The sequence below is a fragment of the Vibrio sp. NH-7 genome, from assembly GCF_053643215.1.
Map to the genome: position 1 here is coordinate 501231 of NZ_CM132187.1, position 15608 is coordinate 516838.

The 15608-nt window shown below is 46.4% G+C and carries 10 protein-coding genes; 8 read left to right on the forward strand and 2 right to left on the reverse strand.

Annotated features, from left to right (window positions below):
• The first annotated feature begins 13 nt into the window (after positions 1-13).
• From ACUALS_RS02585 to ACUALS_RS02620, 8 genes are all read left to right on the forward strand, one after another.
• On the forward strand, positions 14-2293 hold the full coding sequence (locus ACUALS_RS02585; RefSeq protein WP_052125128.1) for a patatin-like phospholipase family protein: 2280 nt from the start codon (positions 14-16) through the stop codon (positions 2291-2293).
• Between the two features lie 298 nt (positions 2294-2591).
• A complete protein-coding gene (gene acnB / locus ACUALS_RS02590; RefSeq protein ID WP_454448792.1) occupies positions 2592-5180 on the forward strand; it encodes a bifunctional aconitate hydratase 2/2-methylisocitrate dehydratase in 2589 nt (862 codons plus the stop codon).
• Between the two features lie 151 nt (positions 5181-5331).
• Positions 5332-5703 carry a YacL family protein gene (locus ACUALS_RS02595; protein ID WP_038137600.1) on the forward strand — a complete coding sequence of 124 codons (372 nt, stop codon included), beginning with the start codon at positions 5332-5334 and terminating at the stop codon, positions 5701-5703.
• 188 nt (positions 5704-5891) lie between these two features.
• Entirely contained in the window at positions 5892-6230 is a 339-nt protein-coding gene (gene glnK / locus ACUALS_RS02600) for a P-II family nitrogen regulator (protein ID WP_038137591.1), read from the forward strand.
• Between the two features lie 35 nt (positions 6231-6265).
• Positions 6266-7495 (forward strand): ammonium transporter, encoded by a 1230-nt coding sequence (locus ACUALS_RS02605; protein ID WP_038137588.1) that lies wholly within the window; start codon positions 6266-6268, stop codon positions 7493-7495.
• Positions 7496-7656: 161 nt separating this feature from the next.
• Positions 7657-8673 (forward strand): Fe(3+) ABC transporter substrate-binding protein, encoded by a 1017-nt coding sequence (locus ACUALS_RS02610; protein ID WP_038137585.1) that lies wholly within the window; start codon positions 7657-7659, stop codon positions 8671-8673.
• A gap of 175 nt (positions 8674-8848) precedes the next feature.
• Positions 8849-10474 (forward strand): ABC transporter permease, encoded by a 1626-nt coding sequence (locus tag ACUALS_RS02615; protein ID WP_454448793.1) that lies wholly within the window; start codon positions 8849-8851, stop codon positions 10472-10474.
• Positions 10474-11505, forward strand: a complete 1032-nt coding sequence (locus tag ACUALS_RS02620; RefSeq protein ID WP_454448794.1) for an ABC transporter ATP-binding protein — start codon at positions 10474-10476, stop codon at positions 11503-11505. Before ACUALS_RS02615 ends, ACUALS_RS02620 begins: the two co-directional genes overlap by 1 nt.
• A gap of 74 nt (positions 11506-11579) precedes the next feature.
• Here the strand turns inward: ACUALS_RS02620 and ACUALS_RS02625 are convergent, their stop codons facing one another.
• Both ACUALS_RS02625 and ACUALS_RS02630 read right to left on the reverse strand, forming a co-directional pair.
• Positions 11580-12992 carry a phosphoglucomutase/phosphomannomutase family protein gene (locus ACUALS_RS02625; protein WP_454448795.1) on the reverse strand — a complete coding sequence of 471 codons (1413 nt, stop codon included), beginning with the start codon at positions 12990-12992 and terminating at the stop codon, positions 11580-11582.
• A 126-nt stretch (positions 12993-13118) separates the two neighbouring features.
• Positions 13119-15527, reverse strand: a complete 2409-nt coding sequence (locus tag ACUALS_RS02630) for a GH36-type glycosyl hydrolase domain-containing protein (RefSeq protein WP_334475095.1) — start codon at positions 15525-15527, stop codon at positions 13119-13121.
• Between the last annotated feature and the right edge of the window lie 81 nt (positions 15528-15608).

Sequence of the window (15608 nt, forward strand, 5' to 3'; positions counted from 1 at the left end):
GAAAAAACTGGCTATGTTGTTATTGGCTGGCTTGTGGTCAGTGTCTGCTTTGGCGCAGTCCGAATATCAAGAAAGCGAACACTCTGAACCACGCACAAAAGTCGCGGTGGTGTTGGCGGGTGGTGGAGCAAAAGGTGCTGCGCATATTGGTGTCTTAAAGGCTCTGGAAGAGATGCGAGTGCCGGTTGATTTTATTACTGGTACCAGTATGGGCGCATACGTAGGTGGTTTGTACGCTACGGGGATGAGCGCTGATGAAATTGAAAGTTTCATCGATACGGTTGACTGGAACACTGGTTATCGCGACCGCGTGAATCGCAGTGAACGACGGGTGCGAGATAAAGAGTATGAAGACCGCTACCAACTGACCACCGATCTTGGTTTGCGTTGGGGAGAAATGCGGGCTCCGCGTGGTATTGTGCAAGGTCAGGGGATGCTCAAGATTTTGCGCGAAACAACGGGAAACTTACCGCCTTTCGTCTCTTTTGATGATTTAGCCATTCCTTATCGCTCTGTCGCAACCGATATTATCGAGCTGGAACCGGTCATTATCGGCAATGGTTATTTGGTTGATGCCATGATGGCGAGTATGTCGGTCCCAGGAGCACTCCCTCCGTATGAAGTGAATGGTCGCATGTTGGTCGATGGCGGAGTGACCAACAATATGCCTGTAGACGTTGCGCGTGAACTTGGCGCAGACGTTGTGATCGCGGTTGATATCAGCACCGACTACAAAGAAGAAGATGACTTCACTACTTTTCTGACTGTGGCGGATCAATTGTCCAACTATCTGGTTCGTAGCACGACCAACCGTCAAGCCGAAACCCTCACTGACGAGGATGTGTTTTTACGACCGGATGTGGGTGACATGGAGACCACCGAGTTCGATAAAATGCCCGAAGCCTTTCGCAAAGGCTACCAAGCCGCCATGCAAAATCGTGACTTGATTAAGCGCTACAGTTTATCTTCAGCAGACTATCAAAAATATGTGGATGACAAAGAAGATGCGCGCAGAAATCTTCGTTATGGCGATGAAATAGCCGTCGAAGATATCGTCATTAATAACAACAGTCACTACAGCAAAAAGTTATTGGAAAACCGCTTGGCATTGGAGCCAGGCAACACTTATTCAACGAAAGAGATTGAGCAAAGTGTGCAGGATTTGTATGCGCTCGATCGCTTTGAACTTGTCTCGTATCGTTATGATGAGGTAGACGGTAACGACACTCTGGTCATTGATGTGGATGAAAAATCCTGGGGACCAAACTACGTCAACTTCCGCTTTTTCCTTGAAGATGATTTCAGTACCGACAGTCAGTACTCAATTGGTATGTCGACTAATTTTACCGATTTGAATGTGCATGGGGCCGAGCTTCGAACCAACCTTGAAATGGGTACTGACAAGATGATCGAGGGAGAGCTGTACAGCCCGTTTCTCTCTGGACAGAAGACGTTTACCACATTTAAGTTGGCCTACACCAAAGAAAAGCGCAATGCCCCTTTCACAGGGTTTGAGGACACCTCGTTAGAAGCAACTGAAAACTATTTGCCCGTTTCTTACACCGAATGGGTAGCAGAAGCAGCCATCGGCTATCAGCAAACGCTATGGCGAGAACTAAAGTTTGGTGTCCGATACACCGATGGTGACGGTGAGCTGTCCAGTTTACCTTTATTAGGAGATGTAGAGTTTAAGCGGTTGGGGGCATTTGCCAATTATCGAATAGACACCTTAGACAGCTTTAGTTTGCCCACAGAAGGGATCTATTTAGATCTCAATTATCTGATATCTCGCGATAAAAGTGTTGGAACAACAGAGTTGGTGACGGATCAAAGAGTCGAAGACACATCGTATGAGATGAGTGGTGTGTTGAAGGCGGCGCACAGCTTTTCAAGACATACTTTGGTCGCAAATTTGGACATCGGTGTTGTCACCAGTAAAAACTCATCAGTACCGATTGATCCGCGAGAAATCGGCGGTTTCCTGCATTTGTCTGGTATTCCTCGTAATAGTTTGATCGGTCAAAACAAAGCCTTTGGTAGCGTGGTCTATCGATATCGATGGTTTGACAACGATTTTGGCTTGTTTACCTCACCGTTTTATATTGGCGCTTCCGCCGAATACGGTGGTGTCTGGTCTGATCCAGACTTGGACTACAATGATCTGCCTTTGTATATGGCTGGGTCTGTCTTTGCTGGTGTTGACTCACCCGTAGGACCCATTATGTTTGGCTATGGTCGAACTGAAAGAAACTATGATTCTTTCTACCTAATAATTGGCACAACATTTAAGTAAACACGGGATAAAGAGATGCACAATTGCGATTCTTAACTTGTGAGAATCAAAGGATTTAGTGCATAAAAATCATAAAACTTTAGTCTTAAGTTGCTATGTTGGTCAAAATGATGAGATTTTAATTTAACGTTAAATTTGCTATTCTACCGCCCACAGTTTGGCCTCTCTGGCGCTGTTTCTCACTCAGAACTGAATGAAAAATATGGCAAGGAGAGCCAAGTTTCCAAGGATGTTCACTCCCTTATATTTTTGAATAAATAGTAATAAGAGGGAGGAACCGCAATGAGAGGAAAAAGTCGTGCTTGAAGCCTACCGTAAACACGTCGCAGAGCGTGCTGCCGAAGGAGTTGTTCCTAAACCACTAGATGCCGAGCAAGTTGCAGGCCTTGTGGAACTTCTTAAAAATCCCCCACAAGGTGAAGAAGCGTTCATTCTTGACCTACTTGAGAATCGCATCCCACCAGGTGTAGACGAAGCGGCTTACGTAAAAGCCGGCTTTCTGACTGCAATTACAAAAGGTGAGGTGTCGTCACCACTTGTGAGCAAAGAGAAAGCAGCCGAACTATTAGGCACAATGCAAGGTGGTTACAACATTGAGCCACTCATCGCTCTGTTGGACAATGCAGCCCTAGCGCCTATCGCTGTGAAAGCACTATCTCACACGCTACTGATGTTTGATGCCTTCTATGACGTAGAAGAAAAAGCCAAAGCAGGTAATGAATTTGCTCAGCAAGTCCTACAATCTTGGGCGGACGCTGAGTGGTTTACCGCGAAAGAGAAAGTTGCCGAAAAGATCACGGTTAAAGTATTCAAGGTGACTGGTGAAACGAACACCGATGACCTATCGCCTGCACCAGATGCGTGGTCTCGCCCTGATATTCCAGTACACGCGAAAGCAATGCTGAAGATGGAGCGTGAGGGTATTAACCCAGACCAACCAGGCAGTGTTGGCCCAATTAAACAAATCGAAGAACTACAAAAAGACGGCATTCCATTGGCTTACGTTGGCGACGTTGTAGGTACAGGTTCTTCTCGTAAGTCTGCGACGAACTCAGTGCTTTGGTTTATGGGTGAAGATATCCCATTCGTACCAAACAAACGTACTGGTGGTATCTGTCTCGGCGGTAAAATTGCTCCTATCTTCTACAACACAATGGAAGATTCAGGTGCGTTACCTATTGAACTGAACGTTCAAGAGATGAACATGGGTGACGTGATCGACATCTACCCATATGAAGGTGTTGTCCGTAAAAATGGCGAAGAAATCTCTAGCTTTGAACTGAGCAAAGTACTGCTTGATGAAGTTCGTGCTGGTGGCCGTATTCCACTGATCATTGGTCGTGGTCTAACAAGTCGTGCGCGTGCATCTCTTGGTCTAGGTGAAACAGACCTATTCGCTAAGCCGATTGATCCTACAGCATCTGACAAAGGTTACACGCTTGCTCAGAAAATGGTGGGTAAAGCATGTGGCGTTGAAGGTGTGCGTGCAGGTCAGTACTGTGAGCCTAAGATGACCACAGTAGGTTCTCAAGATACAACCGGTCCTATGACTCGTGATGAGCTTAAAGACCTTGCGTGTCTGGGCTTCTCCGCTGATCTTGTGATGCAGTCTTTCTGTCACACGTCTGCGTATCCAAAGCCAGTTGATGTAAACACACACCACACATTACCTGATTTCATTATGAACCGTGGCGGTGTATCGCTTCGCCCAGGTGATGGTGTAATTCACTCATGGCTAAACCGCATGCTTCTACCGGATACGGTAGGTACGGGTGGTGACTCTCATACTCGTTTCCCTCTCGGTATTTCGTTCCCAGCAGGCTCTGGCTTGGTTGCATTCGCAGCGGCGACAGGTGTGATGCCATTGGATATGCCTGAGTCAATTTTGGTGCGCTTTAAAGGTGAAATGCAGCCGGGTATCACGCTACGTGACCTTGTGCATGCGATTCCTTACTACGCAATCCAACAAGGTCTATTGACGGTTGAGAAAGCAGGTAAGATCAACGAATTCTCTGGTCGCGTACTAGAAATCGAAGGTGTTGAGCACCTAACCGTTGAGCAAGCATTCGAGCTGTCTGATGCATCAGCAGAGCGTTCTGCGGCAGGCTGTACAGTGAAACTGTCTCAAGAGTCTATCGAAGAATACCTAAACTCAAACATCACTATGCTTAAGTGGATGATCTCGGAAGGTTACGGTGACCGTCGTACTATCGAGCGTCGTATCACGGCGATGGAAGAGTGGTTGGCAAACCCAGAGTTGATGGAAGCGGATGCGGATGCAGAATATGCACACATCATTGAAATCGACTTGGCAGAGATTGATCAACCTATCCTATGTGCGCCAAACGATCCAGATGATGCTCGTCTTCTGTCTGAGGTTCAAGGCACACAAATTGATGAAGTCTTCATCGGTTCTTGTATGACTAACATTGGTCACTTCCGTGCCGCGGGTAAGTTGCTAGAGCAGTGGGGTGGTTCACTCGATACACGTCTATGGGTCGCACCACCAACGAAGATGGACCGCGATCAATTGACAGAAGAAGGTTACTACGGGATTTACGGCCGCGCTGGTGTTCGTATCGAAACTCCTGGGTGTTCGCTATGTATGGGTAACCAAGCTCGCGTGGCAGACAAAGCAACTGTAATGTCGACATCAACGCGTAACTTCCCGAACCGTTTAGGTACAGGGGCGAATGTTTACCTAGCATCCGCTGAGCTGTCAGCAGTAGGTGCAATTCTAGGTAAGATTCCAACGAAGGAAGAGTACTTGGAATACGCGAAGCAAATCGATGCGACAGCAGCCGACACATACCGCTACTTAAACTTCCACAAAATGGAACAGTACACTAAGAAAGCAGCACAAGTGATCTTCCAAGAGCCAGCATAAATTGCGTTAGCCTTGTAAGTGATTGATAAAAAGCGCTCACCTATCGGTGGGCGCTTTTTTATGTTGGGTTCAGTTGCGTCTCTATCGCGTCATCGTTCAGTAGTCTGTATACTGCCGCCCATTATGCAGGCTAGAAGGCAAAAGGCGTGTTATGGAGTTTGAATTCATTCGTAATACATTAATGGGAGAGTATTACGTCAAGTCGAGCATGGGGCATGAAATTGTCGGGCGTTGGTTGCAAGAAGAAGTTGGCAAGGATTGGGACAAGATAGCTCAAGTTGAACAGTTAACGGACCAAGCTCGGATGGAACCGCAAAAAGAACATCTACTTCTTGGTACTGAGATAAGCGTCAACATTCAGGGAGACGAGGTGATCGTTCAAGAGAATGTACTGACTCATGGTGATGAGATGGAGTCGGGGAGTGAGTTCGATTTTTATGACAGCGAAAGCACAGCAAGTTGTGGTTTGGAAGACTTTGAAGCACTCATCGAACAATGGAAAGAGTTTCTAACCACAAAGTAAATGCACAGCATTGGTGAGGTTTGACCACCTTGCTTTAATATTGGGAAAAGGGCGCACCATATCGGTGCGCCCTTTTTGCATTTTAGCAGCTGATTAAAGTGAAATTTTATAATAATCAATAAGTTAAAAAGTTGGCACATACCTTGGATTGTATAAGACAAAAGGAAGACAGCTTCAGAGAGGATGCGATGAAACTTATAAATGCGATTATCAAACCGTTCAAATTAGACGATGTACGTGAGGCATTGGCCGATGTTGGCATCGAAGGGATGACAGTATCAGAGGTTAAAGGCTTTGGTCGTCAAAAAGGGCATACAGAGCTCTACCGAGGTGCAGAATATCAAGTGGATTTCTTACCAAAAGTAAAACTAGAGATAGCAACTCAAGCAGAGAATGTCGATCGCGTTATCGAAGCGATATCTAAAGCGGCGCACACTGGAAAAATCGGTGATGGAAAAATCTTTGTATACGACTTGAGCCAAGCGGTACGAATTCGTACTGGCGAAATGGATGCAGAAGCGCTTTAACAGCGATAAGAATTCGAAGGACTGGAGACAATAAGATGGAATTAACGACAACAGTAACGGAACTGCGTTACGCACTAGACACTTTTTTCTTCCTCATTTCAGGTGCGTTGGTCATGTGGATGGCCGCTGGCTTTGCCATGTTAGAAGCAGGTTTAGTACGTTCAAAAAACACCACAGAAATTTTAACTAAGAACATCTGCTTATACGCGATTGCTTGTACCATGTTCTTGCTCGTTGGCTACAACATTATGTACGTTGACAATGGTGAAGGCGGCTGGTTGCCATCATTTGGTGCATTAATTGGTACTCAAGGCGAAGGGGCGGATCACTCACTAGAATCTGACTTCTTCTTCCAAGTGGTATTCGTTGCGACAGCCATGTCAGTTGTGTCAGGTGCGGTTGCCGAGCGCATGAAGCTTTGGTCATTCCTTATCTTTTCGGCAGTGCTAACGGCATTTATTTACCCAATGGAAGGTTACTGGACTTGGGGCGGTGGTTTCCTATCAGAAGCTGGCTTTAGTGACTTTGCTGGTTCAGGTATTGTTCATATGGCAGGTGCAGCAGCAGCGCTAGCCGGTGTTCTGCTACTGGGTGCTCGTAAAGGTAAATACGGTAAAAATGGCGAAATCTACCCAATTCCTGGCTCAAACATGCCGCTTGCAACTTTGGGTACCTTCATCCTTTGGTTCGGTTGGTTTGGTTTCAACGGCGGCTCTCAGCTGATGGTGTCAGACTTCGAGAACGCAACAGCAGTCGGTCAAATCTTCTTGAACACTAACGCAGCCGCAGCAGCCGGTGCCATTGCTGCACTACTTGTTTGTAAAACGACTTGGGGCAAAGCCGACCTAACCATGATTCTCAACGGTGCTTTGGCAGGTCTTGTGGCTATCACAGCAGACCCTCTATCGCCTTCGCCGCTGTACGCTGTGGCAATTGGTGCGGTATCTGGTGCACTCGTGGTGTTTAGCATCATCGCTCTTGATAAGCTTAAGATTGACGATCCAGTAGGTGCGATCTCTGTGCACGGTGTCTGCGGTTTCTTCGGCTTAATGGTTGTTCCACTAAGCAACAGCGATGCTACTTTCGGTGCTCAACTATTCGGTGCGGCAGTTATCTTTGCTTGGGTGTTCGGTGCGAGCCTAGCGGTTTGGGCGGTACTAAAAGCGACCATCGGTATTCGTGTTTCGGAAGATGAAGAGATGGAAGGTATGGATATGCATGACTGTGGTGTTGGTGCTTACCCAGAATTTGTCACGGTTAAGTAAGAACTCTAAATGTGACGTAACAAATACTTACAAATAAAACTATCAAAAACCTGCTCTGATGAGCAGGTTTTTTTGTTTCGCATCATTGTTTTCTAAACTATGATGAATATAATAACGCAACTGATAAACGTTATCATTACGAATACTAAAGGATTGAACCAATGAAAAAACTGCTAACTCTTTCAGCATTAGCATGTGCAACAATTGCACCTTCAGCAGCAATGGCAGCAGAAGAAGTGAACGTATACTCTTACCGCCAGCCGTTCCTAGTTGAGCCAATGTTCAACGAGTTCACGAAAGAGACTGGTATCAAAGTAAACGTGAAGTTTGCGAAGAAAGGTCTAGCAGAGAAGTTGGCTCAAGAGGGCGAGTACAGCCCTGCTGATGTTATTCTTACGGTTGATATCAGCCGCCTAGCAGAGCTAACTAACAAAGATCTTGTTCAAGCAGTACAAAGTGACGTTCTAGAAAAGAACATTCCTGCACAATACCAAGACACTGAAAACGAGTGGTTTGCTCTAACAACTCGTACGCGCAGCGTCTACTCTTCACGTGACCGTGTTGGTCGCCTAGGTGAAGAGTTCAACTATGCAGATCTAGCTAAGCCAGAATTCAAAGGTAAAATCTGTACTCGTAGCGGTAAGCACCCATACAACGTATCTCTAGTGTCTTCAATGATTGCTCACAAAGGTGAAGCGGAGACAAAAGAGTGGCTAGAAGGCGTTAAAGCAAACCTAGCACGTAAGCCTCAAGGTAATGACCGTGCACAAGTTAAAGCTATCAAAGAAGGTCTATGTGACGTTTCTCTTGGTAACAGCTACTACCTAGGTAAGATGGTGAATGACGCTGAGCAAAAAGCGTGGGCAGATGCAGTTTACATCAACTTCCCGAACCAGAAGACAACAGGCACTCACGTAAACATCTCTGGTATGGCGATGGCTAAGTACTCTCCAAATAAAGAGAACGCAGTGAAGCTGATGGAATTCCTATCTGGTGACAAAGCGCAAAGCATGTACGCAGAAGTAAACTACGAGTACCCAGTTAAAGAAGGTGTTAAGCGCTCTGAGCTAGTAGCATCTTGGGGTGATTTCAAAGCAGATACAATTTCTCTAGACGAGATCGCTGATCATCACGAAGCAGCAATCAAACTTCTAGACGAAGTTAAATTCGACCTTTAATAGTCATTTAGCGGGTCAATAAACCTCGCTAGAATACAGCCTCAAGTCGCTCTTTTATCAGGGTTACTTGAGGTTGTTTGTTTTTATGGGTATAACTACCCCTAAACTATTAAAGGGATATGAGATGTATTTGCAACTGCATTTATGTTTCATACGGCCTCGTTGTAATTAGGCGATGAAAGAAAAAAATTACCTATGGAAAACCAGTAGTGGAGTGCTTGCTTTGCTACTGGTTTTGCCGATCTTGGCAATATTCACAACCGCAGTCGGTGAGACAAACGAACTGTTTTCTCACTTGATGTCGACGGTGATGCCCACTTATGCCTTTAACACGATTGTATTAGTGTTAGGGACGATGACATTGTCTTTGTTACTTGGCATTCCTTCTGCTTGGTTTATGGCAATGTGTCGCCTACCGAGCGAACGAGTTCTCCAGTGGGCACTGGTCCTACCGCTGGCGATGCCCGGCTACATCGTTGGTTATATATTTACCGATTGGTTTGATTTTGCTGGCCCCGTCCAGATCCTATTGCGTGACTTAACAGGATGGGGGCCAGGAGAGTATTGGTTTCCAGATATTCGAACTCTAACTGGCGCTATTATCGTCCTTTCGCTAGTTCTTTATCCCTACGTCTATTTGTTGTGCCGAGCGGCATTTATGGAACAAAACGTTTCACTACTCCAATCAGCACGTCTATTGAAATGTTCACCTTGGGAGAGCTTTCGTCGTATATCGCTGCCACTCGTTAGACCATCAATTGCGGTCGGTCTCTCTTTGGTCGCCATGGAAACGATTGGTGACTTTGGCACCGTAAGCTACTTTGCGGTAAATACCCTGACGACGGCGGTGTATGATACTTGGCTTGGCTACTCTAGCTTGACCGCGGCAGCGAAAATCTCTGCCATTATGCTGGTGGTTGTCATCTTACTTCTTAGTGCAGAGCGCTACAGTCGTCGCAAGCAAAAGTTATTTCAAAATCAATTTAGTAGTCGAGAGGACTTCCGCTACCAGCTCTCTGGTTGGAAAAAATGGTTTGCGTTGACATGGTGCTGGGGCTTGGTCTCTATCGCGTTTATATTCCCACTTGGTCAGTTGATTATCTATGCCTACAAGTACTTCGCACAAAGTTGGACCGCTGAGTTTCGTGAGTATGCGTTGAACAGCTTATATGTCTCTTTGACCGCAGCGTTTTTTGGTGTTCTCATCGCATTGATTGTGAACTTCTGTCAGCGTGTTAGCCCAGGAAGAAAAAGTCTTGCTTTCATGCGTTTGTCCTCGATGGGCTACGCGGTGCCGGGTACGGTGCTAGCTATTGGGGTAATGGTTCCCGTGCTATTTATGGATCATTTTGTCAACGATGTGGCTAAAATGATGGATTGGGGACGTCCTGGGCTCATATTCTCAGGCTCAATGTTTGCGATTATCTTTGCTATGGTGGTGCGCTTTTCTGCGGTGGCGATTGGTAGCGTCGAGAGTAGCTTGAGTAAAGTCTCCCCATCGCTGGATATGGCATCGAGAACCATGGGGTGCAATGCCAACACCATGTTATGGCGCGTGCATTTCCCACTCGTGCGCCGTGGCGCCTTGATTGCGGCATTACTGGTGTTTATTGAATCCATGAAAGAGCTAAACGCTGCACTGTTGTTACGTCCCTTCAATTTTGAAACACTCGCCACCTATGTTTATAACTTTGCCTCTGATGAGCATTTAGAGCTAGCGGCGTTGCCGGCTGTGCTGCTCGTTTTGGTGGGTTTAGTCCCGTTAGTTATAGTTAACCGTTCACTGGAGCATTCACACTGATGAGCTGCGCATTATCGATTCGAAACCTCACGTGCAAATATGACGAACAAACCACAGTGTTGGAGTCCTTGTCGCTGGAAGTGGAGCAAGGCGAAATCGTCTGTTTGTTGGGTGCCAGTGGTTGCGGGAAGACAACATTATTGAAAGCCATCGCGGGTTTGTTGCCATTAAGCTCGGGAACCATGAGCTTAAACTGCATGCTGATTGATGATGGCAAAAACTGGCTTCCACCAGAGCAGCGTAACATTGGCATGATCTTTCAAGATTACGCGCTGTTTCCCCATTTAACGGTATCGCAAAATGTTGCCTTTGGTCTGCGTGATTTGCCGCATGATCAGCAACAGTCAAAAGTGAATGAGATGCTAGAGCTGGTTCATCTTGATGGTTATGCTGAACGCTACCCACATCAACTTTCCGGCGGCCAGCAACAGCGTGTGGCTATCGCTCGTTCGCTAGCGTACAAGCCCGATCTGCTCTTACTCGATGAGCCATTTTCAAACATTGATACCCAAGTGCGTCATGAGCTGATTAGCGAGATCCGCAAAATCTTCAAAAAGCAGGGCGTGACGGCCATTTTTGTGACTCACAGTCGTGAGGAGGCGTTTGCCTTTGCTGACAAGATGGCGGTAATGAATCACGGTGTGATCGAGCAATATGGCACAGCGAGTGAGCTCTACTATCAACCCTCTAGCAAATTCGTTGCTGATTTCTTGGGTGGTGGAAGCTACCTATCTGCGACTCGTGCATCAGAGTCTGAGTACGAAACGCAGTTGGGTTTGGTAGAAGCAATGGCGCAACAAGACATCTCTATCGGTGAGCATTGCGAACTATTACTTCGTCCGCAACATGTACAAATCAGTGCAGCAGAAGAGAGCAGTGTCACAGTGCTTGAGCAGCAATTTATGGGTGATCATTGTCGTTATGTGATTGATGCAAGCGGCCAGAAATTGATCGCCAGCTCTGCAGAACCGCTCACTATCGGTCAACAGGTCTCAGTGAAGGTTGAAACGCAGGGTGTCCTTGCTTTTTAGTTACCCAGATAAAAAAGCCCAGCTCGAAAGCTGGGCAAGTGTTCTTCACCTATAGGGACGGAGTCTACACTCCGTTAAAGTTGCAAGAAGTTTTTCACTTGCTGAAGAACACATTCTGCAGTTTCTTTATCTTCCATTTCGGCAAAGATTCGCAGTAAAGGCTCTGTGCCTGAGAAGCGAGCAATGACCCAACCGCCATTCTTGAAGTAGACTTTTGCACCGTCTTCATAGCTGACTTTGTCGATCTCAAAGTCAAACTCAGGCAGCTGTTTCTCAACGTAGATTTTGTTGTACAGTGCCTCTTTCTCCGCTGGTTTGAATTTACAGTCTCCTTCTGCGGTATAGGCATAGCCGTACTTGCCGTAAATTTCATCAAGCAATTCAGACAGTTTCTTGCCTGTGACAGAAATCATTTCGACCAATAAGCTCGATGCAAATACGCCATCTTTGCCCTTGATATGCCCACGAATGGTTAAACCGCCCGAGCTTTCGCCACCAATCAGTGAATCATCAGCTTCCATTTGTGAACTGATGTGTTTAAACCCAACGGGAACTTCGAACGATTTTTCACCGTGATCTGCAGCGATTTTATCTAAAATATGCGTCGTAGCGATGTTACGAACCACCGAGCCCGTCCAGCCTTTGTACTCTAACAAGTAGTAGTACAACAGAATGAGCACTTCATTTGGGTGAATAAAGTTGCCCTTTTCATCAATGATTCCGAGTCGGTCAGCATCACCATCGGTGCCGATACCAATATCGTAGCCTTCGGCGGCGACAAGATGTTTGAGACGATAAAGCGTTGCTGCACTTGGTGACGGCATTAAGCCACCGAAGTCTGGGTTTTTACCGTCATTGATTACATCAACATCACAGCGGCCATTGATCAGTACCGTCTGCAGCGCGTTTTTCGCAACGCCGAACATAGGATCGATAAGAACGCGTAAGTTGGCCTTCTTGATCGCTTCAATGTCGATAAAGTCGATGATCGAGTCTACAAACTCGTTCATTGGGTTGATGATTTGAATCAGTTTGTCTTCAACTGCCTGTTCAAAATCAACGCTTTTTACCTCTTGCGCAGTTAGCGTAGCGATTTGTGACTCGATTTTTTGGGTGATGATTTCATCTGCGTCACGACCGCCTTCAATGAAGACTTTAATGCCGTTGTAATCGGCAGGGTTGTGCGATGCGGTAATACATGCCGAGTACGCGCAGCCCATTTCCTTCGCTTTAAACATTACGATAGGCGTTGGGACAAATTTGTCGATAAAGCTAACGACAATGTCGTTTGCTGCTAGAACTTCAGCAAACCAACGACCAGCTTTATCAGAAAGAAAGCGTCGGTCATAGCCAATCACAAAGCCGCGATCAGCAACTGATTCATTATTCGTGATGTTTGCGACTGCTTGAGCCACCAAACGTACATTATCTTTGGTGAACTCCTCACCAATAAATGCACGCCAGCCGCCTGTACCAAATTTGATCATGATTCGATCCTCGATAAGAGCGGCATCCCACCGCTTCTTAAATCTTTGCTAGCGAACCGATGCACTTATCAAACTCAAGTGCATCGGATAAATCACAAGGGGAGAAGCTCTCCCCCTAAAAGATGATTAACCTAGAGTAACGATAACTTCGTTTACTGAACCTTCCGCTTGAACTGGCACAGACGCCCCATTTACTGCTTCACCATTCACGGTAATCGACTTAACACCTTTGCTTACTGAATCAGGGTTAACCACTTTGATGTTGTACGTTGCACCTAGCCATTGACGAGTCACTTCGAAACCAGGCCAGTTCGTTGGAATACAAGGATCGATAGTCAGACCATCGAAGCCTGTACGCACACCAAGGATAAAGTTGGTTACCGCGAAGTAAGCCCAGCCAGATGTGCCTGTTAACCATGGGTGGTTTGCACGACCGTGGTCTTGGTGGTCACGACCCATAATGAACTGAACATATGAGTATGGTTCTGCAATACGTTTTTCGATGATGTCGTTCTGGTTGTATGGGTTTAGTGCATCATAGAACTTCATTGCACGGTCACCACGGCCTAACTTCGCTTCTGCTACCCATGCCCATGGGTTTGGATGTGAGAAGATAGCGCCGTTCTCTTTTACGCCTTGGTAAACGCGAGTTACGAAGCCGATATCATCGTTTGGCGTTGCGAATGATGGTGAGTTTAGGTGTAGGCCGTATTCAGAGAATAGGTTCTCGTCTACTGCGTCCATCGCTTTCTCACCGCGCTCTTGAGATACCGCACCAGAAAGTACCGCAAGTGTGTTTGACTCTAGGTGTACACGGCCTTCTGCTTGTTGCGCTGTACCGATCTTGTCACCATTTTTTGTCAGACCACGGATGTACCAACCGCCTTCGTCGTCCCAAAGATGTGTTTCACACGCTTCACGAACGTTTGCTGCCATTTCCGTGTATTTCTCAACGTCTGCATCTTTACCCAAGTATTGCGCTAGGTCGATGAACTCTTGTAGTGCCCAGAAGTGTAGGAAAGACACCATTGAAGATTCACCACCACCTAGGTTTAGACAGTCGTTCCAGTCTGCGCGCAGACCTTTACAAATACCAGTTTGACCGACGTATTCAGCTGAGAAGTCTAGCGCGGCTTTCATGTGGTCATAAACCGTTGCATCGCCACCGTCAGCGTAAGGGATCACTTCGTCAAAGAAGCTGTGCTCACCCGTTTCCATCACGTACTTACAGATGGTTGGAACTAGCCATAGATGATCATCAGAACATGTGTCTTCGATACCGTGGATCTTGTCTTCGTCAGAAGGTGTTGGAACTACGGTTGGTGATTTCGATGGTTTAACGTCAGCTTTCTCTGGATCGAACCAATCTGGATCGAATAGGTGTAGGCCGTAACCCGCTTTTACCTGACCGCGTAGCAGGTCAACGATACGTTTACGCGTCATTGCTGGGTTAGCGTGAGGAACTGAGATTGCATCTTGCGCTGTATCGCGGTAACCAAGACCAGTACGACCACCCACCTCGATGAACGAAGCAAAACGAGACCACACCACACAAGTCTCTGCTTGGTATAAGGTCCAAGCGTTGATCATGGTATCTAGACCTTCGTTTGGTGATTTCACTTGGAACTTGCCGCAACGCTCATCCCAGTGTGCTTTGATACCCGCAAACGCATTATCAACTTCAGCAAGGTCTTGGTATTTCGCACGCAGACGCTCACCGTTGCCTTTACCGATACCTAGAATGTAAGCAAAGCGAACTTCTTCACCCGGCTGGATAGTAAATTGCTTGTGCAGAGAGCCACAGTGGTTGTAACAAGTTTGCGCTGTATTGAAACACTTACCTTGTTCTACCGCGAGTGGGTTTGCCTCGTCACGGTATAGACCTAGGAAGCTATCACGCTGACCGTCGTATGAATCTGGGTCAAATGTTGAAGCTAGATAGTAGAAGCCTTCGAAATCGTTGGTGTTGTAGTACAGGTCGTACTCAATCACGCCTTCGTTGTATGAGGTGCCCGCAGAGTAGAGAGACATCTGATGGTTTTGGTTATCAGATTGAATGTGGCTGAATGAGAACTCAACAAATGAGAATGCGCTGATCGTACGTGGTTTATCTGAGGTGTTTTTAATCACTACATCCCAGATTTCTGCGTCTTCGCCTTTTGGTACGAACAGCGTTTTTTCAGCTTCAATACCGTTGTATTCACACTTAAATTTAGAGTAAGACAAGCCATGGCGAACTTCGTAGCTTGCTTCGTCTAGGCTTTTCGCTACTGGTTGCCAAGAGATTGACCAGTAGTCACCTGTCTCATCATCACGCAGGTAAACGTAGTGTCCTGGGCGATCGAATGTCGCGTTAGGACGGAATTTAGTAACACGGTTATACTCAGGTGAATTGTAGAAAGAGTATCCCCCAGCATTGTGAGAGATGACTGTACAGAACTTCTCTGTGCCCAAGTAGTTTGTCCATGGCGCAGGTACGTCTGGTCGAGTGATGACGTATTCACGATTGTCGTTATCGAAATAGCCGTATTTCATGTTAATTTCCTTTTTACCAAGCTACCACTTTGGTAGCCAAAACTTTAAAGCTAGTGAAAACTGTTAATGACGAGTCATTAA